Raw genomic sequence first — 26,486 nt, forward strand, 5'->3', positions numbered from 1 at the left:
TTTTACTACAATCAAACTAAAAACATAAACTAAAAGTGAATAGTAAACTTATAGGAAGTTCCCTTATCATAGCGGGTACAGCAATTGGAGGTGGAATGTTAGCCATGCCAATTATATCTTCAGGAGTAGGATTTATAGGCATTACCATAGTAATGATACTAATATGGTTAGCAATGTGCTACACAGCCATTCTACTAGTAGAAACATATAAAGACAATAATCCAGAAGATGGATTAAGTACAATGACTTATAAATATTTAGGAAGAGCTGGCTCTATTGTCACTGGAATAAGTATGCTAACGTTAATGTACGCCCTAGTCAGTGCATATATAGCAGGAGGTAGTGATATCTTAAGATTAAACCTAAGCAAATGGTTAGATACTGATGTAAGTCCTCAGATCACAGCATTTATCTTCACTATTCTATTCGGAGGTATCGTAGGTCTAGGAGCTCGAATAGTAGATATAGCGACAAGATGGATATTTATAATAAAACTGTTATTCTTATTTATTGTTATAGTAGTAATCTGCGGACATATTAAAATAGATAACCTCTTACAAATGCCTTTAGAAAGTAAACTATTCTACTCTTCTATTCCTGTTATCTTTACTTCATTTGGTTTTCACATTGTGGTTCCTAGTATGGTCAAATATCTAAACGGAGATATTAAGCTACTTAAAAAAGCTTTTATCTATGGGAGTTTATTACCGTTAGTCGTTTATCTTATTTGGCAATTATCTATATTAGGTAGTATTGAACCAGAGACATTCTTTGCGATCATAAAAGAGACCAAAGGATTAGAAGCAGTCATAGTTGCTGTTAATGGGGTGTCTGACTCTAAATGGATGAATATTCCTCTTAATATATTCTTCTCTGCTGCTATATTAACGTCATTCTTAGGTGTGGCACTAGCGTTATTTGACTATGTAAAAGACTTAAGTAAGAAAAAAACGTTTGGTAAGAACGCAGTAATACTATACCTAATCACATTTATACCACCCTTATTATTTGCGTTATATTATCCTAAAGGATTTGTAATAGCACTTAGTTATGCTGCTATTTCTGTAGTGATTACCTCTTTATTTATCCCTGTATTAATGTATATCAAGGTAAAACAAGAACGTAAAGAATCTATTTCTTTTTTACAAAAAGTAATCTTTAGCCTGATTATTGCTTTTGGAGTAGGTATTCTAATAATACAGATACTAATGACTATGGGTATACTACCTATTTTAGACTAACAAATTGAGTGCAAGCTCTTCAAATTAAATAAATTAAAATAAATACAAAATGCAAAAAATTATCGGAAGTATTCTAATTGTCGCAGGTACGACAATCGGAGCAGGAATGTTAGCAATGCCAATTATCTCAGCAAGTGTAGGGTTTACATTTATGGCCTTTATCTTGTTCTGTATCTGGTTTGCTATGTATTATACTGCAATACTTTTGGTAGATGTATATAAATACAATCCTCCTACTCACGGATTAAATACGTTAACTGTAAAATATCTTGGTAACTCAGGAGCTGTAGTTACAGCTATTAGTATGTTAGTACTGATGTACGCCTTAGTAAGTGCTTATATTACAGGAGGTGGAGAAATATTCAGAACAAATATAGCCCATTGGTTTAATATTGAAATATCTTCACATACCTCAGCATTCTTATTTACACTAATATTCGGAAGCATCATAGCTTTCAGCACTCGTGTGGTTGATTTTAGTAATAAGATTGTCTTTTCTTGTAAACTAATTTTCTTGTGTATCGTAATGGCTCTACTACTTCCTAAAATAGAGATGATCCACTTACAGCATATGCCTAGTTCTAGCATACCTGTATTAGCGACTATTCCTGTAATATTTACAAGCTTTGGATTCTATGTTGTTATCCCTACATTAGTAAAGTATCTAGATGGTAATCTTAAACAATTAAAATTAGTATTCTTAATAGGGAGTATTACTCCATTAATCTTGTACTTAGTTTGGGAGCTTACCTTTTTAGGGAATTTAGACAGTAGCACATTTACTACAATATTACAAGAGAACTCTAAAATAAACGGATTAGTCAAAGCAGTAAAACAAGTAAACGACTCAGAACTAATTAGTGTTTCTTTTACACTATTTGCCTCAGCAGCATTACTAACCTCTTTTTGGGGCGTTGCAATGGCTTTAAAAGACTATATTCAAGACTTAGGTAAGAACAAACCTCTTATCAAGAATAATATATCGGCTATGGTACTAACATTTGCACCACCATTGCTATTTGCTATATTTTATCCTGATGGTTTTGTGATAGCCCTTGGTTATGCCTCAGTACCACTAGTTGTATTAGCCCTAATTATGCCAATGCTAATGTTGAGCAAAGCCCAAAAGCAAGCTGGCGTAAAACAACCTATTTTACAGAAATTAGCTTTCTTGTTCTTATGGGGATTATCGATACTAATTTTTTTACTGCAAGGGTTGATGGTTGCTGAGATTATACCTGCATACTAACTGTCTCATTGACAGAAACAATATACCTGTCGACTTAACCTAGATTAAGAAATATCTAGATTAAGTCGGCTTTATTATTTTAAAGCATTACCTCTCAGTACATTTGCCCTATAAAACATAGAGAATATGAAAAATATAGTTTTGATAGGTGCAACTGGATATGTAGGTTCTGCTATATTAAATGAATTAATTCAACGTCAATACAACGTTACAGCCATTGCTAGAAATACAACTTCAGTATCGAATAGTTCTTTAGTTAAAAAAGTAGCCTTAGACATTACTGATAAAGCCAAATTAGTAGATGCTCTTAAAGGTGCTGATATTGTCATTAGCGCATTTAATGCAGGATGGACAAATCCTAATTTATACAACGACTTTACCACTGGTGCTAATGCTATTCACGAGGCTGTAAAAGAAGCAGGAGTATCAAGATTAATCGTTATCGGAGGTGCGGGTACACTGTATATCAAACCAGGACTACAATTAGTAGATACACCAGACTTTCCTGATTTTATCAAGCCAGGAGCTACAGCTGTAAGAGATTATTTTGAGAATATATTAGCAAAAGAAAGTGCTTTTAAATGGACCTATTTTAGTCCTGCAATGGAAATGAATCCAAACAATCCTGGTAAGCGAACTGGACATTATAGAATAGGTACAAATACACCAGTCTTCGATAGTGAAAGTAGAAGTAGAGTATCTGTAGAAGATGTAGCGGTAGCTATAACAGATGAAATAGAAAATGAACAGTTCTTAAACAAACAGTTCACAATAGGATATTAGTTCCAATAAAAGTCCCCAATTAAGGAAACAACAACAATTCTTCCCTTACTAAAAAAAGGCTGTATCATTCCTTACTGATACAGCCTTTTTATTTTATTTTGAGATAATATATCTTACTACAACTTCTGCTGCGTTTAATCCAAACAACGCTGGCATCCAACTATTCGTACCGTAGAACGATTTCTTATAGTTCGTACCATCAGTTAATTTTAGGCTATCCTCATCCGGCATCTCTAATGAGAACACTGCTTTCACTCCAGAAGTTATACCTTCTTTCTTAAGGCGCTTTCTGATTTGCTTTGCTAAAGGGCAAACAGTCGTTTTACCAATATCCTTTACTACCACCTTACTTGCTATCATCTTACCACCTGCTCCCATTGCACTGATAACTTTTACTTTCTTGCGCTTAGCCGCTAAGATTAGATTAATCTTAGGAGTCACGCTATCTATACAGTCTAATACATAATTAAAGTCTGCTGTTACGATCTCGTGTGCACGCTCAGGAGAGATAAACTCTTCGATACGCACTAAATTTAATTCTGGATTTATATCCATCAGTCTATCACCAACTACTTTTACCTTTGGCATTCCAACAGTAGAATGCAATGCTGGCAACTGTCTATTGATATTTGTTATATCTACTGTATCACCATCTACGATAGTCAGATTTCCTATTCCTGCTCTTACTAAAAACTCAGCTGCAAACGATCCTACACCACCTACTCCTACTATTAATACCTTTGCGTTCTTTAGTTTTTGCAACCCTTCTTCTTTAAAAAGTAATTCTGCTCTCTCTTGCCAAATTGCCATTTATTCTATTTATTAATCAGTCGCTGACTGCTGTTATCTATTAAATACTGTTTTATAATTCTTTTCTATCTGTCGCTCAATATCCTTACCCAATTGCTCTGCTACCTCATATACCTCAACAATTGTTATCTCTTCTGCATCATCCGTCTCTAAGAATATTTGCTCTCTTGGTACCTGTGCAAACGTATCTCTTAAAGCTTCATTATAAATAAGGTGTTTGCCAAAAGAAAGGTAAAACCCATTCTTCCACAGACTCTCTGCTACTTGCTGCTTCTTATTAAAACCGTGAATAATCAATGGTACTGTAATGTTTAGTTCCTTTTTGATAGCAATCACTTCTTGGTATGCTGAAACGACGTGCAAAATTACTGCTTTTTTATATTTCTCTGCAAGTAGTAATTGTTTCTTAAACACATCAAGCTGAACATTTAACGAAATATTGATCTTCTTATCTATTCCACACTCCCCTATCGCCAAACAGTTTACACCTTGTATCTGTTGTTCTAACAAGGCTAATTCCTCTTCTATATGCTCTTCATTGATATACCACGGGTGTATCCCTACCGAATAAGCAGACAGTGTATTATCTAAAGTAGTAGGGTACTGATTTACAATCTCCACTATCTCTTTTTGTCCTGTACTATGGTGTGTGTGTATATTGATTTTCATAAAGCGAAGATAAAAAAAAGCCCCTAATTAGTCTAAACTAACTAGGGGCTTTATATACTAAGAGATTACTTGACTATTTTAACCCAGCTAAGCTGTGTTCGATAGTTGCTATTTTAGCTAAAGCATCTGCTTCTTTCTTTCTCTCGTTATCAATAACCTGAGCAGGAGCACCACTTACGAACTTCTCGTTAGACAGTTTACCTTGTACAGATCTCAAGAACCCTTTTAAGTATTTCAACTCTTCTTCTAACTTAGCGATTTCCTCTTCTACGTTTACACTTCCTGTTACAGGGATAAAGTACTCATTAGAGTTAACACGGTAAGATAACGCTCCGCTTACTTGCTCAGTTACATACTCTATAGAAACGATGTTTCCTAATTTAGAGATAATACTATCAAAGTAAGTAGATGCTTTATCGTTGTTGATTACTTTTAAATCTATCGTTTCTTTAAACGAAATATTTTTGTCTTTTCTTATTGTACGGATACCCGCGATAACTTCTGTTGCTAATTCGAACTCTTTAATTAAGTTCTCATCAAACGACTTCATCTCTGGCCAAGAAGATACTACAAGAGCTTCCTCAGCTGTACGCTCACTAATATGTTGCCAAATCTCTTCTGATAAGAATGGCATAAATGGATGCAACAACTTCAAGTTTGCTTCTAACAATGCAATTGTTTTATCAAAAGTAACTTTGTCGATTGGCTGTTGGTATCCTGGTTTAATCATTTCTAAGAACCATGAACAGAAGTCATCCCATACTAACTTATAGATAGCCATAAGTGCATCTGAGATTCTGTATTTAGAGAAGTGGTCTTCTATCTCTACTAATGCACTTTGCATCTTAGCTTCATACCACTCTAATGATACCTTAGATGACTCAGGCTGTGGTATAGTTTCAGATACTTCCCATCCTTTGATCAGACGGAATGCATTCCATACTTTATTAGTGAATGCCTTACCTTGAGCACATAACTCCTCGTCAAACATAATATCGTTACCTGCAGCAGCAGATAATAGCAGTCCTACACGTACTCCATCAGCACCGAACTTATCGATTAATCCTAATGCATCCGGTGAGTTACCTAATGATTTAGACATCTTACGACGTTGTTTATCTCTAACGATACCTGTGAAGTACACGTTAGTAAATGGTTTTTTACCTGTGTACTCATATCCAGCCATGATCATACGTGCTACCCAGAAGAAGATAATATCTGGACCAGTCACTAAATCATTTGTTGGATAGTAGTATTTATACTCTTCGTTCTCAGGATCAGTGATTCCATTGAACACAGACATCGGCCATAACCAAGAAGAGAACCAAGTATCTAACGCATCGTCATCTTGTTTTAAATCAGCAGCAGTTAACCCAGTATTACCAGACTTCACTTTTGCTAACTCTACAGCAGCATCGATAGTCTCTGCTACTACGAAATCTTCTTTACCAGCTCCATAATAGAATGCAGGTATCTGCTGTCCCCACCATAACTGACGAGAGATATTCCAATCGCGGATATTCTCTAACCAGCTTTTATATGTATTATTATATCTACTTGGGTATAACTTCACCTCTTCAGTCTCCATTACAGCAGCTAAAGCAGGCTTAGCCAACTCTTCCATTTTAAGGAACCACTGATCAGAAAGTCTTGGTTCTATCACCGCTTTCGTACGCTCAGAAGTACCTACATTGTTGATATAATTTTCTACTTTATCTAACGCACCGATAGACTCTAACTCAGTTTCTATCTCTTTACGCACTACAAAACGGTCTTTTCCAGCGTAGTGTAATCCCAACTCATTAAGTGTAGCATCAGCATTAAAGATATCGATAATCTCTAAATCATGTCTTACACCTAAGTCTTTATCATTCACATCGTGTGCAGGAGTTACTTTCAAACATCCTGTACCGAACTCCATATCTACATATTCATCAAAAATAATAGGGATAACACGGTTACAGATAGGCACGATAGCCTTCTTCCCTTTCAGGTGTGTATAACGCTCATCATTTGGATTAATACAGATAGCCGAGTCACCTAATATAGTCTCTGGACGAGTAGTAGCAATCACTAAGTAATCAGTACTTCCTTCGATTTGATATTTTAAGTGGTATAGTTTCCCTTGACGCTCTTCATAGATAACTTCCTCATCAGATAAAGTAGTCTGAGCTTCTGGATCCCAGTTTACCATACGGTAACCACGGTATATTAATCCCTTATTATATAGGTCAACAAAAGTCTTAATCACTTGCTCAGACATCGCTGGATCCATAGTAAACTTTGTACGATCCCAATCACAAGAACAACCTAACTTCTTAAGTTGATCAAGGATTACTCCACCGTACTCTTCTTTCCATTCCCAAGCGTGTGCTAAGAACTCTTCACGTGTTAAGTCGTTTTTATTGATACCCTGCTCTTTCAATTTTGCGACGACTTTAGCTTCAGTAGCGATAGAGGCGTGATCTGTTCCAGGTACCCAACAAGCGTTAAGCCCTTTTAAACGAGCACGACGTATTAATACATCTTGAATCGTATTGTTCAACATATGTCCCATGTGTAATACACCCGTAACGTTCGGTGGTGGTATTACAATCGTATAAGCCTCTCTGTGATCAGGTGTTGAGTGGAAAAAATTGTTCTCCATCCAGTACTGATACCATTTTTGCTCTACTTGCTTCGCGTCAAATTGTGCAGGAATTGTCATTTACTTATTAATTTTACTTGTTTTTAACATTATTTAAAGTCGCATCTAAAGGTAACAATACTTTAATTAAATTTTAATTTAAGCACGATTACTTTTTACGTATCTTTGTTATATGCAAAAATATGGATTAATGCGTAATTACAAAAGATAACATCTTCCTTTTAAAATGTTTATTTTTATTTGCACATATTTCCAAAGTTTTTAATTTTACAAAACAACAAATAGAAGAATAATGAAAAACATTTTAGCATTATTAGTTTTGGTTTTAACAAGTGCAGTTACGTTTGCACAAAAAGGACCTAAAATACAATTTAAAGCAGAGAACAACACTATCGATTACGGTACAGTTGTAAGAGGTAAAGACAATGGTCTTAGAACTTTTGAGTTTACTAACGTTGGTGATGAACCTTTAATCATTACTGCTGTAAGATCTACTTGTGGATGTACAGTACCTTCTAAACCAGAAGAACCAATCTTACCTGGTCAAAAAAGTAAAATTGATGTACAGTACAATATGGCTCCTGGTAAAATCAGTAGAACTATCACTGTAGAATCTAATGCTGTAAACTACACTAACGGTGTAGTAGCACTTCGCATTAAAGGTGATGTGGTAAGCAACTAATCAGAAATAGAAAGAAAAACAAAAGGGATTGCTAACGCAATCCCTTTTTTGTTACACAGCTATTACAGCCGTTATATTTACTCATCACCAATAACTAATATTAAACCATACACATACCGCACACCATTTGCTAAATGATGCAATTATGATGCAATTAAAATTCATAATAAGACCCTGCTCCTTTAGTCTCTGATGACTTTAATATCTTTTGTTCTACCAAATCAATTAAATCACGTGTCGCAGTGATTCTAGACACATTGAACTGTTCTTGATATTCCTTATTAGTAATTCTACCATACTCTTTCACAAACTCTAAAGCCTTCTGTTGTCGTTCGTTTAAATTAGTTTTACTATATGATTTTGGCACACTATTACTATTAAATAACGTTACTAGTAATCCATTTTGCAATTCTTGTATTTCAGGTTCTGGTAATCCTGCTTCCTTGCATGCATTATATATTTTAAACATACCACGTCCCCAAGAATCAATATATCCCCCTTTAAAACAAACATCGGCAATAAGTATGTTTCTTGGTTGTGAAGTATGAAATCCTTTTAATAGTTCCAAATTTAACCCTTGAGGAAGAGTTCCCTCATTCCAAAAAATTATTTTATTATCATACACTCTAATCTGTGTAGGAGCTCCCATATAATTCCGATGTACTAAAGCATTTAATATAACCTCACGTAATGCTGCAATAGGATATTCACTAGTTTCAAGCCTTTTCAAACCATCAAATGAAACATCCTTATATATGAACTTATGAATCAATTGTTCCAAAATAGTTTGAAGAATCTTAATTAAACATCCTTCTTCATTTTCTTGAAAAAGGAGATCTGCATCATCTTTTCCAAAACGTCCTATTTTCACTTGTAAATTGGGATAAAACTTGATAGGGTCTTTCGCAAATAAAATAATTGCTGCTCTTTTAAGTTTACCATTTTCAGTTAGTCTTAATTTTTCTAATAACTGTAACTTTGACAAACCTCTACTATCAGGCAGACGTCCTGAATATACTGCCTCTTGGACAAATAGAGTAAGCATATCCTCATCAATATCATCGAAATTTGCTCTAGGTTCAATAACATCATCCCATGTTTTACCTGCCCGCTTTAAAAGAAACTCATTTAAGGCTGTACCTATCAATTCTTGCTTTGTACTCCCACTACGATAATAATATCTTCCTCTTACAGAAATTGGAACTGAATATGGAAGTACAATAATCTCTATAAAATACTTTTCTAACTACTCATGCAAATTAACTTCAACAGTTATTCCCATAGCATTACGTACTTTATTAGGAATATCGTCCATAAGTTTTTTATAACCTTCAATTCCTATTACGTTCCCTACATCATCCTTACCTATATAAATAATACCGCCTATCGCATTAGAAAAACCACATATCCACTTTAAATAATCATCGTGCCAGGCACTTTTATATTCTATATTTTGTTGTTCAGGCATAAACTTGTTTTTTTGAACCAAATATTACACAATAATTATATGCTGATTAACATAAATAAGAAGTAACTAATTAATAATCAACTTAGCAAAGATAACATAGATTTGCATATCTATATCATTTTCTCTCCCCCCTCATCATTAATATAACTGCTACTTATGATTCATCTACTTTATCCCTAAATTATGTTACTACACTCATTATATAATAACACTCTCCTTAAAACCATTCTATAAAAATCAACCCTATTAAAAACTAAAAAAGGGATAACTCTCGTCATCCCTTTCTCTTGTCATGATCTAAGATCATTTATATTTACTCTTTAAAGAAAACATTATTTGCTATCGCTTTCTCTAGATTCTTTACTTCTTTGATTTGTATCTTAGCATCAAAGCCTCTAATATGCTTCATATGATGAATATCAGATCCTACATAATCTATCATATCATTATTCAGCAAATGATTAGCCGCTCCTAATACGTGCCCACCATAATATCCTGTAGTAGACAGTAGATTCATCTGAAACTTACAACCTGACTTTTTTAGCTTCTTATACATCTCTGTATTTTTATGATAGAAGTTATAACGCTCAGGATGTGCTAGGATAATCTCGTAACCATTAGACTTTAAGTGAAACAAGATATCCATTAACTGGATAGGAGGATTAATGTATGACATCTCTACTAACACATAGTTATCCTTTATCGTTAGCAGTTTTTCAGACAACACACGTTGTAAGAAACTCTCATCCATCATATACTCAGATGCTACTTTTAACTTTAATGAAGCAGCTTCTTTAGGTAGTACTTGTAACACCTCATCATACTTCGCTAAGATTCCCTCTCTCGTATTATCCCATACTAAAGGTGTAGTATGTGGTGTAGTAATCGCCTGATCAAAGCCTAACGCTTTCATAGACTCAATGATCGCTTTAGTATCTTCTTTAGTCTGTGCCCCATCATCTATACCAAACATCAAATGTGAATGTATATCCACAAAATTATTAGGTATTAAGGTCTTTAACTCAGGTTTAGATTTAAAAAATGAAAACATATATTATAGTGTATTTTTAATCAGATATAAATAACTTATCGCTTGGCACGTTTAAATAGGCGCATCTCAATGGCTATACTTATTAATGTCAATAATACTAAAGGTAGAGTAACTAAGAGTTTCTCACTAGTAATATTAAGAACAATGTACAAAATTACGCAAACTAGTGCTAACAATTGTAATCCCTTCACTATCTTCTCTTTCTTTCTAAAAAAAGGTAATAATAAGAATACAGGACTACACAGTAATACCGTATTATTATTCAACAATTCTCCGTGTAATGAATAAAATCCTACTCCAAAAAAGAATAACCCTAATAATCCCATAATAACGAAGTATACGCTTCTTACCCCTTGATAAGTCATCAACCCTGCTAATACTAAGACTGCTACACTAAAGAACCACATCGAGTTAAGACTTAAACTAGGAGTTTCCTCTACTTGTTCTGGTTTGAATACCGTGATAGTCTCAGACACTAATGGCTTACCATCTATCTTAGTCTCTGCTAACCCTTCCATAAACTTGTCTGGTAAGAACAATAATGTATTCTGAGCATCTACCTTAGCTCCGAATATCAAGTTTATTCCTAGCATCTCGAAATATCTACTTCTTAGATAAGTATTCAAGATTGTTCTATATGTATCTGTATTGCCTTCTACGTCTACCTTTACAGGAGATTTGATACTGCTATTTACGATATCTACCACCTTAGTCGTACAGTTCTGATCGATAAACTTATAGATATAATATTTATTAGATTCTTCTAGAGATTTATTAAGCTTAGTCCATATCACCTGCTTCTCTGCATCAGATATATCTAAAACTTGTTCATACACAGCACGTCCATCATAGACATAACCTTCTAAGAAATTTCTATAAGTAGAATATTCTGCAAAATACAGTAAATTCCCCTTCACAAACTTCCCATAAAAATTAGGTTCACTAAAAGCAAACATACCATAGTTATACACTCGATCTATCCCTTCGAATGAATCATTAATACGTATAGCTATATGTCCAAACAATGAATACAACTGATTCCCTGTTCCACAAGTAATAACACTTATCTCTGCTCTATCAGATAATGGTCTATCATTCGCATATGTCAACTGCCCTATCAACAGGCAGAACAGTATATATATCACATTTTTTATCATATATTTTACTCTATTAGATTATACTCTAAAATACTTTGCTAATGTATGAATTACCTCTAGAACATTAATACATCTTACCTTCTTAAATCATTTATACTACTCACTTTATCAAAAATACTATACATCATTTTATCACATCTTAGCTTCACATTCTAAAACACAGGATACCATAGTACTAAATCCGATTTATCTCAATTAAAAACAAGCACCCAACTTTTTTTACAACAAAACAACCTAGTCATTACAACATTTTATTGACTATAGACAACCAAGGTAATAGTTAAACTATATAAAGTAATCCCTCTATGCACTATAAAAATCACTAACTTTATGATACATTTGTAACAATAAACACAAGTAAACCCGTTATAGGTTTATATAAACAAAACAAATTTCTATTATGAAAAAACACATTCCTAATGCCATCACTTTACTAAACCTACTTTCTGGGTTAATCGCCTTAGTGTATGCATTTGATGATAATATCCATATGGCTTTTCTATGGGTATGTATAGGGATCTTTTTTGACTATTGGGACGGATTCGTCGCACGTATATTAGATGTAAAAAGTGAAATGGGCCTACAGTTGGATTCATTAGCAGATATGGTGACTAGTGGTGTAGTACCTGGGTTAGTCGTTTATAAAATGTTAGCCAATATTCAAGAGAATCAAGAGATATATAATCTTACTCCTGAGACTTACTATATGGGAGTAGTACCTTACTTAGGATTTATCATCACATTAGGGGCTGCATATAGATTAGCGAAGTTTAATATAGATACGAGACAGACTGATTCATTCATCGGACTGCCTACACCAGGTAATGCTTTATTTATACTAAGTATCCCTATGATTATCTCTACTACTTCGTCAGAGACTGTTATATCAGTACTAAGTAATCCTTATTTATTAGTAGTAATCAGTATCTTAAGTGCTATTATTATGAATGCAGAGTTACCACTATTCTCATTAAAAGTCAAACCTAACAACTTAGGAGCATATAAACTTCAAATAGGATTTGTGATTTTATCAATTATCTTACTTGCTGTATTACAATACTTAGCGATACCTGTTATCATTATCGTATATATTCTATTGTCTATCATTAAGAATATGACAACTAAACAACCTGCGAATTAAAAAAAACACTAGGCTATTCTTATAGTCTATAATCAAAATACCTAAGGGCGATGTACTATGTATATCGCCCTTATTTTTGTATAAAACATCCTCTATACATTTAATATATCTTCTGTACTAAAGTCATATCTCGCTAAACATTAACTTTCTATCACTTACAATTCACAAAACACTTATAACTTCGTTAGAACAAACTATAAACAACTATAAAACAGTGATGGGATAATAATCGTAGTTTGATCGCATAATGGTCGCATTAAAAATGGCCTAAACTATACGACCATTATGCGACCACTATGCGACCATTATGCGACCACTGCAAAAAAACGCACAAAACACTTACAAAAAAAGCATTATTATTAAACTTAGTAGATTCCATTTAACAAGTTATTTTTAGGATTGAACAACAACGTAATCAGTATTTAAAGATCACAAAAAAAACTTATTTCTCAAATCTGTAATAATTAAAACCCCTTTAGTAATTCTCATTTTCGACCAATATAAAATACCAAAAATCACCAATTGAGTAATTGCAGATAAAACAAGCAGATAGTCACAGAAAAAAACTCTGTTGGCACATTTCTTGTTATCATTACTATAAACTTTTTTTTCATACTACTTTTAGCCCTATACACCCTACCCCCCGTATAGGGCTTCTTGTTTTATAGTACATTACACCACTGAACCTAGGTCTTTAGTTTTTTGATGATTGTCCAAATGCAATGTTAGTTCATCACAAAAAACAATCTGTCTATCCTCTATAATGAATGTAGCGATTACTTTCACTTGATCTTGCGTTCCATCCTTCATAATCACTGTAACAGTATGGTTTGTAAACACGAGATTACCTTCTTCTGCTATATAATTAAACTCAATAGATAACTTTGTAGTCAACTCCTTTACTTTCTTAATATGTTTAGTGAACATAGTGTAGTCAAATCTCTTGCCGTCAACACATTGTACATAATTCTTAGAAAAATATGTTTCTATAAGAGGTATGTCATAACTAGGGTTCTCCAATACGAGTTGTAAACCATTCTTAACTAAATCTTTATTATTCATTTGTTCTCATTTTATTAATAGAAACAAAATTATAAGTAGACGAACTAAATGACGATAACAATTGTTAACAAATCCTCTTCTGAAAGTCAATATCCCTTTCAAAATACAAAGTCACAGCATACAACAAGAACACACATTCATTGCATAATGAATATTCTAGACAGAAAAAACGTATATATTTTGCATTATTTAAAATAATTAAATATTTTTAGCAAAAAAATAACAAAAAAATGTTTGACAAAATAGATCCAACTATTATCACTTTTGCTATATATCTAGTAATTGTTTTAGGAATAGGTATTGTAGCTTACCTACGCACAAAAGACTTTTCGGACTACATCCTAGGAGGACGTAGCTTCGGTCCATTAGTAACTGCATTATCAGCAGGAGCATCCGATATGTCAGGATGGCTATTAATGGGACTACCTGGTGCTATATTTGCAAAAGGATTATCTCAGAGCTGGATTGCTATCGGATTAATCATTGGTGCATATTATAACTGGAAGCTAGTAGCAGGACGTCTGAGAGTACATACAGAGATTAATAATAATGCACTGACATTGCCAGACTTCTTTCATAACAGATTTGGTAAAGATGGTCAACTAGTAAAAACTGTATCTGCTATAACTATTTTATTCTTCTTTACTATATACTGTGCTTCAGGTATGGTAGCAGGAGCAAGATTATTCGAGACTTTATTCCATATGGAATACACTAATGCACTATATCTAGGAGCCTTAGCTACGATAACATATACATTTATAGGTGGATTCTTAGCAGTGAGTTGGAGTGATACGATACAAGCGACATTAATGTTATTCGCTTTAATACTTACACCTGTAATGATCATTTTATATATGGGAGGATGGGATGCCATCACTACTTATACAAATGAGGCTTCACTAGCAACTAGTATCCCATATAACAGCCTTACTCACAAAGTAGGATTTGTAGCTATTATTAGTGCAGCAGCTTGGGGATTAGGTTATTTTGGTCAACCACATATCTTGGCTCGTTTTATGGCTGCTGATAGTGTGAAGACAATGAAGAATGCTAGACGCATAGGTATGTCTTGGATGACACTATGTCTAGGAGGTGCTGTAACTATCGGATACTTAGGGATTAGCTACTACTATAAACACCCAGAACTAGCTGGTGTAGTAACGAAAGATAACGAAATGATATTCATCGAATTAATCAAACAGTTATTTAACCCATGGGTAGTAGGTATCTTATTATCAGCTATCTTAGCAGCAGTAATGAGCACACTAAGCGCACAACTATTAATGTCTTCAAGTACATTAACTCAAGATTTCTATAAAGCATACTTTAGAAGAACTGCAAGTCAAAAGGAATTAGTATGGATGGGAAGATTTGCTGTATTATTAATCTCATTAGTAGCTATATTTATTGCTTATGATCCTGATAGTAAGATTCTTTCACTAGTAGCACATGCTTGGGCAGGTTTTGGAGCGGCATTTGGTCCTGCAATACTATTCACTCTATTCTGGAGAAAAACAACAGGTATGGGGACATTCGCAGGAGTAGCGATAGGTGCTATTACGGTTATTGTGTGGCCAATATTATTTGGTGATACTATATACGAAATCATTCCTGGTTTTATATTCAGTTCATTAGCAATATACTTAGTATCTAACTTCGGTAAACAAGCTTCTACAGATATGATAGAGAAGTTTGATGAAGCAGACGCTATCTACCACAAAGAAAAATAATCTGATATACTAGATTCTTTAAATACTAAAAACTCTAGATACACCACTCAATTAAATGAGTTCGTGTATCTAGAGTTTTTTTATGCTATCGTTTCATCTAGAATAGTTAGAGTGAAAAATTATTGTACAGGAAGTTGTAATCTGATAACTTTGTATCTCATTAAAACCAAAGTACGTGCCTAGATTTAATTCACACCCTATATATAATACACAGTTTATTCTAGTTTGTTTAAGTTCATTATTATTTTCTGCTAGTTTTAATATGCTTATACCGGAGTTGCCTGATTACTTATCAGGTCTAGGTGGAGCAGAATATAAGGGATTAATTATAGGTCTATTCACTATCACAGCAGGAATATCTCGTCCCTTTAGTGGTAAGTTAACAGATAAGATAGGTCGAGTACCTATTATGGCTATCGGGTCTATCGTATGTTTCGTATGTAGCCTACTGTATCCTATCTTAACTTCTGTATCTGGTTTCTTATTTTTAAGGCTACTTCACGGTTTTTCTACAGGTTTTAAACCTACAGCTACAGCTGCTTATGTAGCGGATATAGTCCCTAAGGAAAGATGGGGAGAAGCATTAGGGTTACACGGGATAAGTTTTAGTACAGGTATGGCTATAGGTCCTGCCATCGGTAGTACAATCAAGATGTACACTTCTATAGATTTCTTATTCTACACCTCGTCTGCCTTCGCATTACTATCTATAGTAATCTTAATGAATATGAAGGAAACTTTAAAAGTGAAAGAAAAGTTCTCCTTTAAACTACTTAAAATATCAGGTAAAGATATCTTTGACCTTGGCGTATTTCCTGCTGCCTTTGTTACATTTATGTCATACATCGCCTATGGAGTGATTCTAACATTGATTCCTGACTGGACTGGTCATTTAGGCTTAGAAAACAAAGGTATATTCTTTATGATCTTTACCATCTCATCACTATTAGTAAGATTTGTCGCTGGTAAAGTATCGGATAAATATGGTCGTGTTCTTATTATTAATATCGGATTAGTATTACTAGTTATTTCCCTTATAATCATTGGTTTTTACGAATCTGTAAACGGATTATATCTAGGAGCATTTGTCTATGGTATCTCACTAGGTATCCTATCTCCTGCGCTTAATGCATGGACGATAGACTTCAGTCAACCTGATCAACGAGGACGTGCTGTCTCTACGATGTACATCGCTCTAGAAGCTGGTGTTGGTGGAGGAGCATTCTTAGCAGGTTGGTACTATAAAGACAATCTAACACATATCCCTACGATTATGTACGCAAGTGCAATAGTGATTATCTTAAGCTTAATCTATATGATGGTTAGAAAACAACTTTCATTTAAACGAACTGTGTAGTACTACACTACTTTAGGTTGCTAATAATAATTTGACTTGATGCTGTAGTACAGGGACAACTTCCTGTTCAAACCATTGATTCTTGGCTTTCCAAATATTATTTCTAGGGGATGGATGAGGCAGTGGAAAATAAGTAGGTAGATACTCGTGAAAGGCATATACATTCTCTGTTAACGATTTGCTATTCTTTAGATAATAATCTTGTGCATACTTTCCTATTAACAGAATAAGTTTAGCGTTAGTTAACTGTTCTAACAACTGTGGATGCCAAGTCGGAGCGCAAATCTTCTTAGGTGGTAAGTCGCCATTATTTCCCTTACCTGGATAACAAAATCCCATCGGAATAATGGAAAAGTTCGCTGTATTATAAAACTCCACTTCAGTCACTCCTAACCATCTACGCAACTGCTCTCCACTTTTATCTTTAAAGGGAATATCAGATAGATGTACTTTTAGTCCCGGCGCCTGCCCTATAATTACTATTTTTGACTGCATACTAGATAATACAATAGGATTCGCTCCTAAAGGCAATTCTTTATCACATATCTTACAGACTTTAATATCTCTAAGTAAGTCATCAAATCTATCCATCGGTAGTATAAATTATGTTCTTGTCAAATATCTATGAGGTGTCTTACCAGCATACTTTTTAAAGAAATCAATAAAGGCACTATCAGAAGAGAATTCTAACTCATCTGCTACTACAGAAATAGGCATCTCTTCGGCTAATAACTCTAGAGATCGATAAAACTTCCATTGAAGGCGCCAATCTTGATAGACCATCCCTGTTTCTTTCTTAAAGATCCGAGAAATAGTCTTCTCACTTGCCCCTACTTCCTGAGTTATTTCTTTTAAAAAAGGAGGCACTTTCTTATCTATAATTATCTGTTGCATCAAGGTAGATAACCTACTATCACTAGGTATCTTTAAATGATAATCTTCCTTAATAGCTGCTTTAAGTTCGTGACTAAACACTGTGATTAAAGCATGTTGTTCTTTTGAGTAAGTACTCCACTCCCAATAGCACATACGCTCAATGATTTGCTCTATTAAAGGGTTCACTTCGAACACCTGAATAACATCAGTATCCCACAGTTTATTATCTGCTTTAAAATAAATAGATCGATAAGACACTACATTCCTAAAAAAAACTCGATGAGCTATTCCTGCAGGAATAATCAACATACGACTAGGCGGCAAGATCACTTGTGTATCCTCAGTTATCAAAGTCATACATCCACTCGGAGCATATAAAAGTTGTAGGTGCTCATCGTGCTGATGAAAACCAGAATCGTGTTGTACCAAATCAGAAGCAAGCCCTATTATAGGCAAATCAATTCGCTCTGGGTAAAAAGGTTGTTCCGAATGCAAATACGCCATCTGTCCGTATATTGATATTAATTGTATTTATAGTATTATAAAGATAGTACAATCTCAACTGATCTTTGTCAAAAATTAAAAAACAATGAAAACAAAGAACAGTTTAAGTCTGATGATCATATTAATGATGTTTCCACAGTTTGTTGAGACGATCTATAGTCCTGCACTTACACATTTAGCAAAAGCATTTGGCATTCCTAAAGAAACAACCCTTCTAACGATTAGCATTTACTTTATAGCATTTGCATTAGGAGTAATCTTTTGGGGTATTTTAAGTGATTATATTGGCAGAAGAAAAGCAATGCTCAGCGGGTTAATAACCTATACGCTTGCGTCAGTATTAGCCTTAATAGCGACTAACTTTGAGACGATCCTAATCGCTCGTTTTATTGCTGCCTTCGGTATCGCTGTAGGATCTGTCATCACACAGACGATGATGAGAGATAGTTATACAGGACTCGAGCTAGCAAAGGTATTCTCGATTATGGGGATAGCACTATCTATCAGTCCAGTGGTTGGTTTATTAACAGGAGGAATTCTCTCAGAGCATTATGGATATCTAGGTATATTCACTGTTTTAGCTACTTTATCAATCCTGCTATTTGGGACTTCGTATTTTTCTCTTAATGAAACGAAGCAAACAAACGACAGAATAACATTCGTCAAGATAATCAACCTAGCGAAGACAATGTATACAGATTCTTTACTTTGGAAATATGCCTTATTGGTTATGTCTTATAATGTGATGCTATTTAGCTATTACTCTTTTGCTCCTTTTATCTTTGAACAAGAAGGACTCAGTCCTACTGTTTATGGTTATAGTGGTGTAATACTAGCAATAGGTTCATTTGTTGGTAGTTTTATAAACAAACAACTATTAGAAAAAGGATACTTACCTAATACCTTGATAAAGATAGCTGCACTAATCGCTATAGTTAGCGCTATAATTCTTCTTACTATAGGCAATAACTTATACTTTTTAATTCCTATGATATTTATAGTAACTGCTTTTGGTATCGCTATCCCGAATATCTTAAGTCAAGCCTTATTACAGTATAAATCCTCTATCGGTAGTGCAAGTGCATTATTTGGATTGTTATACTACATCCTAATAGGAACGGGGTTATTCATCAGTAGTAAAATGCCAAGTATTGCTATGGTAATAATCGGTTTTTCTGTAATAACATTATTTGTATCACTACTTTTAAAACCTAAAAAGAGCACTTTATAGACAAAACTATAAAGTGCTCTTTTAACTAATTTTTCTTTACATATCCCATTCCTCTCGAAGCTGGCCATACATCATTAAAACCAAATTGTTCATATAACTTATATGCTTCTCCATCAGCTATGAGGTTAACATAACACGATTCAGGCAAGTTATCATTTATAAATGTGGTTAGCTCTGTCATAATTAGCTTACCTAGTCCTTGTCCTTGATATTCTGGCAATACACAGATATCTACTACTTGACAGTGACATCCTCCATCACCTACTAATCTCCCCATACCTATGAACTTATTATCATCCTCTGTATCATAGATAGAGATACAACAAAGTGAATTTGCTAATCCTATGACCGCAGCCATCACTCTCTTCTCAGATAATCCACAACTAATACGCATCTGTATATAATCATCTGGTTCTATTAAATCGTAAGAAACTTTATAAATCATAAATTACTATTGCTTATAATGGTAAATAATAACAAATATATTATGGCTTGGTTTCTCCACCAAACGCTTCGTGTAATATGTGATAAATTGTAGCAATTCGCTGATGTAATCCCTCTAGGCTATGCTCAATAGTAAGTATAAAAAAAGGCAGTTTCTTTGAAACTGCCTTCTATTTATTATTTATCGTCTGATTGACTTTCTTTTTGCTCTTTAGTTAGAAGACTTAACTCTACTTGTTCTACTGAATTTCGATACATCTTAAGTATTCTACCTTCATAATCATCAAGTCTTATAACGTCACCTACATTAAACTCATCATTAGCACATTCTTCACCAATTAGACCAGCTAAAGTATCATAATGTTCACTCTCTTCAAACTTAATAGGTAATAATCTATTGATATCTGAAAGGTTATAATGTGCACTCACAACATATTTACCTTCTCCAATATTTACTACTACAGGTTCTTCATTATCATACTCATCTTGAATCTCACCGACAAGCTCTTCTAATATATCTTCCATTGTTACAATTCCTGTAAACTCACCTACTTCATTCGTAGCTATTGCCATCTGTAAGTGTTTTGCTTGAAATTGTTTTAATACATTTTTAATAAGTGTATTCTCTGAAATATAGATTGGTTCTCGTAACAATGATGCTAAAGAAGTATTCGTTTTATCTTGAATCATTGCTTTCATCAAGTCCTTAGTATAGATTACTCCTTTTATATTATCTAAGTTATCCTCATATACCGGAAAACGTGAGTACCCTTCATTAATAGCATAATCAATTGCCTCTAATACACTTGTATTTATTTCTATTGCAGAAACATTCTTACGCAAGCTTTGAATATTATTTACACGTCTATCGTCAAAGTCAAACACATTCTGGATTAATACTCTCTCAGTCTCTTCAATGGCACCACCTTCTTGACTTTCAGTAATAATCATTTTTAACTCTTCTTCTGTATGAATATCAGACCCATGTATAGGACTTATACCCATTAAACGCAATATACCATTTGCTAAACCATTCATCATCCAAATGATAGGTCTAAATACAAAGTAGAATATACGCAATGGCCACGCTACTGTAAAAGTTGTCTTGGTTGGAAAGTGAATTGCAAGTGATTTAGGCGCTAATTCACCAAACACAATATGTAGAATTGTAATAATAGCGAATGCTAACGGGAAAGAAACACTTTTTGCTACTGCATACCATTCTGGTCCAGAAAAACCAAAAAACTCAAATAAATACATAATCACTGGAGTCAATGAGCTTTCTCCAACCCATCCTAAACCAAGTGAAGCTAACGTAATCCCCAATTGTGTTGCAGCTAAGTATGCATCTAAGTTACCTACGATACCTTTAGCAATACCTGCTACTTTTGAATTTAGTTCTTGATGTACTTCAATTTGAGAAGTACGAACCTTTACGATTGCAAACTCTGCTGCAACGAAAAATCCGTTTAACAAGACTAAAAATAATGTAAGTAATAATTTACCTACTGAAATTTCTTCGTGTACAATGTTAGAACTAGCTAGCATTGTAATGATCTGGGCGTATGTATCCATTTTATGAATTAAAAAAGCCAATGTTAAATCTTTTTAATGGCTTAAGATTTATATCATTGCGATATAAATCAAGTATCAAAATTAACAATTAAATCAATACAGCAGATATCAATGTTTATTAATTTTAAAAAATTATTGGTATGCGTACAATTATAATAGCTATACCTTCATTTTATTAATACAAAATGAAGTACAATTAATATGATTATATATAATAAGTAACTAAAACACTATAAATGTTTCAGAAATATTCAACTAAGAATAAATTGCTTAAGGACTGAACTTAAAAGATAGTCTACCTATCAATTTTAGCCACCCAATAGTACATAACCCTATTTAGCACTAAAACACAGTCAGTCAAATGCTAATTGTATCTATGCAAAGCAGAATTTATAGTAGCAACTTTAGTTGTAGATTTAACCCAAAATACAGGATAGACAGGTAAAAAAGCAATTGCACGATATAGTACTAATGAAAGAACTATAAAGTAGAATTGCTTTGTAGTATTTGGCTAATGAGTAATGTGGGTTTAACCCAGATTACGCAATAGACATATAAACGAAAAGTAATTATACAAAATAGGTCTGAATTAGTGATGAAAGCATACTATAGTATGGTTTTGGAGCTAATGAAAGAGCTATAAAGTAGAATTGCTTTGTAGTATTTGGCTAATGAGTAATGTGGGTTTAAGATAAACTATTTTACATAGAATCTTTATCGAAGTGGAAAGGCAAGATATTTACCAATGATGGCGAATAACATACTTTTCCTTCAGCCCCCATAAAATACATCTCGATTGGAGTATCCTGTTTTACTTCGTACTCTAAGATACTTTGTCTACAAGCTCCACAAGGAGGTATTGGACTATTAGTTATTTTTAAGTCAGAAGATGCAGTGATTGCCATCTTTACTATCCTCTTACCTGGATAGTTTGCTCCCACATAGAATATCGCTGTACGTTCTGCACATAATCCAGATGGAAAAGCAGCATTTTCTTGATTAGACCCTACCACTACAGTACCATCTTCTAACAAGATAGCAGCTCCTACTCTAAATTTAGAATATGGTGCATAAGCATTCTTACGAACCTCTATTGCTCTATTCATTAATTCTTGATCAGCTACTGTCAACTCCGCTAAAGAGTCATATTCTAAAAACGTTGTAACAATTTCAATTTTTTTCATAATCCTTGACTATTAGAGATAAAAAATCCAAACGCATCTTTTGGGGATGGTTTGGACTCTTATACAAATATACTATTTTTTTTAACCCGATACACGCAATAGACATATAAACGATAAGTAATTATACAAAATAGATCATAATTAGTGATTCACACATACTATTGTATGGTTTTAGAGCTAATAAAAGAACTATGAAGTAAAATTGTTTATAATATTTAACTAAAACGTATTAGGGGTTTAACCTCTTGAATAAGTTTTTCTACCTAAATCAAATGTTAGAGAAAATCTTAAGGTATTCTCCATTGGGTTGTTAATTTTCGATGTTGAGAATAAGTATGATAGATCTATTGTCATCATACTATATTTAAATCCAGCTCCTAAAGTAGCATATTGTCTAGCTCCTTTCTCAGGACTTTCGTGAAAATACCCTGTTCTAAAAGCAAACTTATTATCATACCAATACTCTGCTCCTATAGACCAAGCTATTTCCTTCATCTCCTCACTTAATCCGTCAGGTGCATCACCGAATGATTTAAACACACCTTTAAACCAACTCATATCATTATACTTAATCATTTCCTCTGAGTCAGTTCTATCTAATGGAGGTGTTGGTACTAGTAACTTACTGACCTCTGCACCTACAGTCAGTGTGTTCTGTCTGTCTATGATAAAATCAAAACTTCCACCTAATCTTAAATTAGTAGGCAAGAAAGAACCAAATTGTTCGTCTTCATACTTAATCTTAGGGCCTAAATTTTGAATATTAAATCCTGCTCTCCATCTACCATCAAAACTATAAAAGTTAATTAAATCTGATTCATAGAACCCTGCAACATCTACGGCTACTTGACTAGCCATTGTATTTGACCCATCCGTTTCTGGCATTCTAAGATTTGAATTTATAAAACGACCTGTAACAGCCATACCAAAACGATCACTTAATTTCAATGAATAAGACACATCAATGGCAAACTCATTAGGCTTTTTTACAGAGGCTGGACCGTTATAACTATCTCTAAACTCCATCTCTCCCATTCCGAAGTAACGCAATCCTACACCAATAGCACTACGTTCATTAAATTTATTATAGTATGTTAATTGTCCTAATGACATATCACTACTCACCTTAGACATATATGGACTATAATTTAACGAAAAACCTTGTGATTGTGTAGCAAAAGCATATTTTGCAGCATTGTGTTGTTGAGAAAACACATCTGTAGATGTACCTACTCCCATATCTCCCATACCTGAAGACCTAGCGTCCCCAGCGATCATTAAGAACGGAACTCCTGTAGTTATAGGTCTAACTATATCCTGAGCATAAATGCTATGTCCCGCTAACACAGTAAGAAATAAGGCTGTAACTTTTTTCATCTTGATTTTTTTAAGATTCACAAATATAAACTTTTTAACATTTCTAAAGACTAGCATTAGAATTAATAATATTTCCAAATAGTCAAAACACAACTATTCACCTTATTAAGATCAGTTCTAATACCTATTAGTCTGAAAAGCACAATAAATATATTTAATAACATCCCACTTACATATTGTAAATCTAATGATTTAATCCATAGCTACAATTCAATAATCATACTACAAATCAAACAAAATACAACTGGAATTATACTATATAAATATTTTTAGCAAATAATAACACCACTCATTCTTCTAAAAACTTTCCTATAGTATCTAGCATATTTACAAACATCCATTTTATACAAGGAAGTTTATATTAGCACAGAACGACTTATTAAACACGTATAGAGCTCCTATTACTTAGTTACTATGTAAAACGCACAAATAGTCCTATTTCTTATTTTTTTATTAAAATAATCTGCCATACATTTGAGTAAATCCGTTTACATTTGCATTGAATAAAAAGAGAATTATAGAATACAATTATTTTTGACCAAACAATACAAAATACTTTTGGACGTTATAAAGGTAATTGCTTATTAAAAAATAAAAAAAAATGATACTTTTTCAATAAAATGAAAGTATTCACATTGCTAATTAAACGTTAATTATTAAATTGCGTACAATTTTATATCCATTTATAACGAGATGAAGATTAAAAAGCTTTTAAACTTTCGATTACTTGCAGGTATTTTAGTTGCTGCTAGTATAACGAGTTGCGGAAAATCAAACAGTAACGTTTCAACGGCTACAGGTTGGAAAATCAATGATAGCAAAGGTGGTTTCCAATACAACACCAAATATGAACAACGTACTCCACAAGGAATGGTTCCTGTAGAGGGTGGTACATTTACTATGGGACGTGTTCAAGAGGATATTCTTTCTGATTGGAACAACAATCCAAAAGAAATGTATGTTCAATCGTTTTATATGGATGAATCTGAAACTACTAATATAATGTACAACGAGTACTTATATTGGCTGCGTACTGTTTACCCACAAAACAACGAATTATATCAAGAAATCTATACAAGTGCTATTCCTGACACTACTGTTTGGAGAGGTCCATCTGGATTCAATGAATCACTTATCACTAGCTATTTGAGACACCCTGCTTATGCTAACTACCCTGTAGTAGGTGTAACTTGGCTACAAGCAAATGACTATGCTAAATGGAGAACTGATCGTGTAAACGAATTAGCCCTTGAGAAAGCAGGTTATTTAAAGAAAGATGCTAAGATTCTTGATGCAGACTCTGACGCACACTTCAGCACAGATACATATTTAATCTCTCCTGAATCAGTATATGGTGGTAATGGAGATATCGCTTATAAAGGAAAAGGAAATAAAGCAAAAGAAGGTGATCGCAACTTGTATGCAACACAAAACTCTGGTTTATTTACTTCTCAATTCAGACTACCTACCGAGGCAGAATGGGAATATGCTGCTATCGGTCTAGTTGGTAATCGTGAATACAACAATTATAAAGGGCGCAAAACATACCCTTGGGATAAAGGTGGTAAACGCAAAAAAGGCAGACCAATCGTACAAAACACTAAATATGCTAACTATAAGCAAGGACGTGGTGACTACGGAGGTATCGCCGGATGGTCTACAGATAATGGAGACATCACTAATGCTGTAAAATCATACCCTCCTAATGATTTTGGACTATATGATATGTCTGGTAACGTAGCAGAATGGGTAGCGGATGTTTATGATCCCAATACTGATCAAAACGATACTGACTTCAACTTCTATAAAGGAAATGTATACTACAAAAACAGAATAGGTGCTGATGGTAAGATTGAAATCACTACTAATGAATCTATTAAATTTGACACACTAAGTACTGGTAAATTAAGAATACGCAATCTACCTGGACAAGTTGCTCAAGAAATGTTAGATCCTTCTGTATTTGATGATAATCTTCAGAATGGTCTTGGTGGTAAGATAAAAGGAGAAGCTCCTAAAGCACTGAGAAAAGCTACACTTTATGATGAGAAATCTCGTGTTATCAAAGGTGGTTCTTGGAAAGATAGAGCATATTGGTTAGATCCTGCTACTAGACGATACTTCCCAGAAGATCAAGCTACAGATTACATAGGATTCAGATTAGCAATGACTAAAGTAGGTCCTAAATCAGACAAACGCAAAACAAAGAATTAACATATTTTAGAATATTCTTTTTCAAAAGCCC

The 26,486-nt window shown here is 33.8% G+C and carries 23 protein-coding genes; 9 read left to right on the top strand and 14 right to left on the bottom strand.

The genetic code is table 11. The annotated features are described in order from the left end of the window. Positions 1-35: 35 nt before the first annotated feature. The 3 genes from CF599_RS10670 to CF599_RS10680 all read left to right on the top strand — a co-directional run bounded on the left by CF599_RS10670 (position 36) and on the right by CF599_RS10680 (position 3,273). Positions 36-1,241 carry an aromatic amino acid transport family protein gene (locus CF599_RS10670; protein WP_121966020.1) on the top strand — a complete coding sequence of 402 codons (1,206 nt, stop codon included), beginning with the start codon at positions 36-38 and terminating at the stop codon, positions 1,239-1,241. A gap of 49 nt (positions 1,242-1,290) precedes the next feature. Next, positions 1,291-2,490: an aromatic amino acid transport family protein gene (locus CF599_RS10675; RefSeq protein ID WP_121966021.1), complete on the top strand. Its 1,200-nt coding sequence runs from the start codon at positions 1,291-1,293 to the stop codon at positions 2,488-2,490. 126 nt (positions 2,491-2,616) lie between these two features. Next, positions 2,617-3,273: an NAD(P)-dependent oxidoreductase gene (locus CF599_RS10680; protein ID WP_121966022.1), complete on the top strand. Its 657-nt coding sequence runs from the start codon at positions 2,617-2,619 to the stop codon at positions 3,271-3,273. Between the two features lie 93 nt (positions 3,274-3,366). Here the strand turns inward: CF599_RS10680 and CF599_RS10685 are convergent, their stop codons facing one another. The 3 genes from CF599_RS10685 to CF599_RS10695 form a co-directional block, all read right to left on the bottom strand. After that, the gene (locus CF599_RS10685; protein ID WP_121966023.1) at positions 3,367-4,083 is read right to left on the bottom strand and encodes a ThiF family adenylyltransferase; all 717 of its coding nucleotides are present in this window, start codon (positions 4,081-4,083) and stop codon (positions 3,367-3,369) included. 33 nt (positions 4,084-4,116) lie between these two features. Beyond that, positions 4,117-4,752, bottom strand: a complete 636-nt coding sequence (locus tag CF599_RS10690) for a TatD family hydrolase (protein WP_121966024.1) — start codon at positions 4,750-4,752, stop codon at positions 4,117-4,119. A 73-nt stretch (positions 4,753-4,825) separates the two neighbouring features. Further along, positions 4,826-7,459 (bottom strand): valine--tRNA ligase, encoded by a 2,634-nt coding sequence (locus CF599_RS10695; protein ID WP_121966025.1) that lies wholly within the window; start codon positions 7,457-7,459, stop codon positions 4,826-4,828. Positions 7,460-7,691: 232 nt separating this feature from the next. Between CF599_RS10695 and CF599_RS10700 the strand changes: the two genes are divergently transcribed. Then, positions 7,692-8,081, top strand: coding sequence for a DUF1573 domain-containing protein (locus CF599_RS10700; protein WP_121966026.1), 390 nt, complete (start codon positions 7,692-7,694; stop codon positions 8,079-8,081). A gap of 154 nt (positions 8,082-8,235) precedes the next feature. Here the strand turns inward: CF599_RS10700 and CF599_RS10705 are convergent, their stop codons facing one another. The 4 genes from CF599_RS10705 to CF599_RS10715 form a co-directional block, all read right to left on the bottom strand. After that, positions 8,236-9,228: an ATP-binding protein gene (locus CF599_RS10705; RefSeq protein ID WP_254050279.1), complete on the bottom strand. Its 993-nt coding sequence runs from the start codon at positions 9,226-9,228 to the stop codon at positions 8,236-8,238. 99 nt (positions 9,229-9,327) lie between these two features. After that, complete coding sequence (locus CF599_RS19850; RefSeq protein ID WP_254050280.1) at positions 9,328-9,549, bottom strand: helix-turn-helix domain-containing protein; 222 nt, start codon at positions 9,547-9,549, stop codon at positions 9,328-9,330. Between the two features lie 313 nt (positions 9,550-9,862). Then, entirely contained in the window at positions 9,863-10,600 is a 738-nt protein-coding gene (locus CF599_RS10710) for a tyrosine-protein phosphatase (protein ID WP_121966027.1), read from the bottom strand. Positions 10,601-10,635: 35 nt separating this feature from the next. After that, positions 10,636-11,745 carry a DUF4105 domain-containing protein gene (locus CF599_RS10715; protein WP_254050281.1) on the bottom strand — a complete coding sequence of 370 codons (1,110 nt, stop codon included), beginning with the start codon at positions 11,743-11,745 and terminating at the stop codon, positions 10,636-10,638. 412 nt (positions 11,746-12,157) lie between these two features. Between CF599_RS10715 and CF599_RS10720 the strand changes: the two genes are divergently transcribed. After that, positions 12,158-12,898 (top strand): phosphatidylcholine/phosphatidylserine synthase, encoded by a 741-nt coding sequence (locus tag CF599_RS10720; RefSeq protein WP_121966029.1) that lies wholly within the window; start codon positions 12,158-12,160, stop codon positions 12,896-12,898. A gap of 672 nt (positions 12,899-13,570) precedes the next feature. Here the strand turns inward: CF599_RS10720 and CF599_RS10725 are convergent. Beyond that, complete coding sequence (locus tag CF599_RS10725) at positions 13,571-13,960, bottom strand: hypothetical protein (RefSeq protein WP_121966030.1); 390 nt, start codon at positions 13,958-13,960, stop codon at positions 13,571-13,573. A 230-nt stretch (positions 13,961-14,190) separates the two neighbouring features. Between CF599_RS10725 and putP the strand changes: the two genes are divergently transcribed. Both putP and CF599_RS10735 read left to right on the top strand, forming a co-directional pair. Next, entirely contained in the window at positions 14,191-15,693 is a 1,503-nt protein-coding gene (gene putP / locus CF599_RS10730; RefSeq protein ID WP_121966031.1) for a sodium/proline symporter PutP, read from the top strand. A gap of 175 nt (positions 15,694-15,868) precedes the next feature. Then, complete coding sequence (locus tag CF599_RS10735; RefSeq protein WP_121966032.1) at positions 15,869-17,050, top strand: MFS transporter; 1,182 nt, start codon at positions 15,869-15,871, stop codon at positions 17,048-17,050. Positions 17,051-17,062: 12 nt separating this feature from the next. Here the strand turns inward: CF599_RS10735 and CF599_RS10740 are convergent, their stop codons facing one another. Next, positions 17,063-17,641, bottom strand: a complete 579-nt coding sequence (locus CF599_RS10740) for a uracil-DNA glycosylase family protein (RefSeq protein ID WP_121966033.1) — start codon at positions 17,639-17,641, stop codon at positions 17,063-17,065. A 12-nt stretch (positions 17,642-17,653) separates the two neighbouring features. Beyond that, on the bottom strand, positions 17,654-18,430 hold the full coding sequence (locus CF599_RS10745; RefSeq protein ID WP_121966034.1) for a helix-turn-helix domain-containing protein: 777 nt from the start codon (positions 18,428-18,430) through the stop codon (positions 17,654-17,656). A gap of 85 nt (positions 18,431-18,515) precedes the next feature. Between CF599_RS10745 and CF599_RS10750 the strand changes: the two genes are divergently transcribed. Beyond that, complete coding sequence (locus CF599_RS10750) at positions 18,516-19,661, top strand: multidrug effflux MFS transporter (RefSeq protein ID WP_121966035.1); 1,146 nt, start codon at positions 18,516-18,518, stop codon at positions 19,659-19,661. Between the two features lie 25 nt (positions 19,662-19,686). On the opposite strand, the gene CF599_RS10755 is transcribed toward CF599_RS10750, so the two are convergent. From CF599_RS10755 to porV, 4 genes are all read right to left on the bottom strand, one after another. Continuing rightward, positions 19,687-20,106: a GNAT family N-acetyltransferase gene (locus CF599_RS10755; protein WP_121966036.1), complete on the bottom strand. Its 420-nt coding sequence runs from the start codon at positions 20,104-20,106 to the stop codon at positions 19,687-19,689. A 176-nt stretch (positions 20,107-20,282) separates the two neighbouring features. Continuing rightward, positions 20,283-21,680 (bottom strand): hemolysin family protein, encoded by a 1,398-nt coding sequence (locus CF599_RS10760; RefSeq protein WP_121966037.1) that lies wholly within the window; start codon positions 21,678-21,680, stop codon positions 20,283-20,285. 701 nt (positions 21,681-22,381) lie between these two features. Continuing rightward, entirely contained in the window at positions 22,382-22,864 is a 483-nt protein-coding gene (cdd, locus tag CF599_RS10770) for a cytidine deaminase (RefSeq protein WP_121966038.1), read from the bottom strand. Between the two features lie 237 nt (positions 22,865-23,101). Continuing rightward, entirely contained in the window at positions 23,102-24,241 is a 1,140-nt protein-coding gene (gene porV, locus CF599_RS10775) for a type IX secretion system outer membrane channel protein PorV (RefSeq protein ID WP_121966069.1), read from the bottom strand. Positions 24,242-24,934: 693 nt separating this feature from the next. On the opposite strand from porV, the gene gldJ reads away from it, so the two are divergent. Then, a complete protein-coding gene (gene gldJ / locus CF599_RS10780) occupies positions 24,935-26,455 on the top strand; it encodes a gliding motility lipoprotein GldJ (protein ID WP_121966039.1) in 1,521 nt (506 codons plus the stop codon). The last annotated feature ends 31 nt before the right edge of the window (positions 26,456-26,486 follow it).

The sequence above is a fragment of the Myroides sp. N17-2 genome (assembly GCF_002286775.1).
In the GTDB taxonomy this organism is placed as follows: domain Bacteria; phylum Bacteroidota; class Bacteroidia; order Flavobacteriales; family Flavobacteriaceae; genus Flavobacterium.

Excerpts from the sequence above, each read along its gene's own strand:
- CF599_RS10710 (WP_121966027.1), bottom strand. The coding sequence starts at position 10,600 with ATGTTTTCATTTTTTAAATCTAAACCTGAGTTAAAGACCTTAATACCT.
- CF599_RS10745 (WP_121966034.1), bottom strand. The coding sequence starts at position 18,430 with ATGGCGTATTTGCATTCGGAACAACCTTTTTACCCAGAGCGAATTGAT.
- CF599_RS10750 (WP_121966035.1), top strand. The coding sequence starts at position 18,516 with ATGAAAACAAAGAACAGTTTAAGTCTGATGATCATATTAATGATGTTT.
- gldJ (WP_121966039.1), top strand. The coding sequence starts at position 24,935 with ATGAAGATTAAAAAGCTTTTAAACTTTCGATTACTTGCAGGTATTTTA.
- CF599_RS10680 (WP_121966022.1), top strand. The coding sequence starts at position 2,617 with ATGAAAAATATAGTTTTGATAGGTGCAACTGGATATGTAGGTTCTGCT.
- CF599_RS10690 (WP_121966024.1), bottom strand. The coding sequence starts at position 4,752 with ATGAAAATCAATATACACACACACCATAGTACAGGACAAAAAGAGATA.
- CF599_RS10720 (WP_121966029.1), top strand. The coding sequence starts at position 12,158 with ATGAAAAAACACATTCCTAATGCCATCACTTTACTAAACCTACTTTCT.
- CF599_RS10760 (WP_121966037.1), bottom strand. The coding sequence starts at position 21,680 with ATGGATACATACGCCCAGATCATTACAATGCTAGCTAGTTCTAACATT.
- cdd (WP_121966038.1), bottom strand. The coding sequence starts at position 22,864 with ATGAAAAAAATTGAAATTGTTACAACGTTTTTAGAATATGACTCTTTA.
- CF599_RS10740 (WP_121966033.1), bottom strand. The coding sequence starts at position 17,641 with ATGGATAGATTTGATGACTTACTTAGAGATATTAAAGTCTGTAAGATA.
- putP (WP_121966031.1), top strand. The coding sequence starts at position 14,191 with ATGTTTGACAAAATAGATCCAACTATTATCACTTTTGCTATATATCTA.
- CF599_RS19850 (WP_254050280.1), bottom strand. The coding sequence starts at position 9,549 with ATGCCTGAACAACAAAATATAGAATATAAAAGTGCCTGGCACGATGAT.
- CF599_RS10685 (WP_121966023.1), bottom strand. The coding sequence starts at position 4,083 with ATGGCAATTTGGCAAGAGAGAGCAGAATTACTTTTTAAAGAAGAAGGG.
- CF599_RS10755 (WP_121966036.1), bottom strand. The coding sequence starts at position 20,106 with ATGATTTATAAAGTTTCTTACGATTTAATAGAACCAGATGATTATATA.
- CF599_RS10695 (WP_121966025.1), bottom strand. The coding sequence starts at position 7,459 with ATGACAATTCCTGCACAATTTGACGCGAAGCAAGTAGAGCAAAAATGG.
- CF599_RS10725 (WP_121966030.1), bottom strand. The coding sequence starts at position 13,960 with ATGAATAATAAAGATTTAGTTAAGAATGGTTTACAACTCGTATTGGAG.
- CF599_RS10700 (WP_121966026.1), top strand. The coding sequence starts at position 7,692 with ATGAAAAACATTTTAGCATTATTAGTTTTGGTTTTAACAAGTGCAGTT.
- CF599_RS10675 (WP_121966021.1), top strand. The coding sequence starts at position 1,291 with ATGCAAAAAATTATCGGAAGTATTCTAATTGTCGCAGGTACGACAATC.
- porV (WP_121966069.1), bottom strand. The coding sequence starts at position 24,241 with ATGAAAAAAGTTACAGCCTTATTTCTTACTGTGTTAGCGGGACATAGC.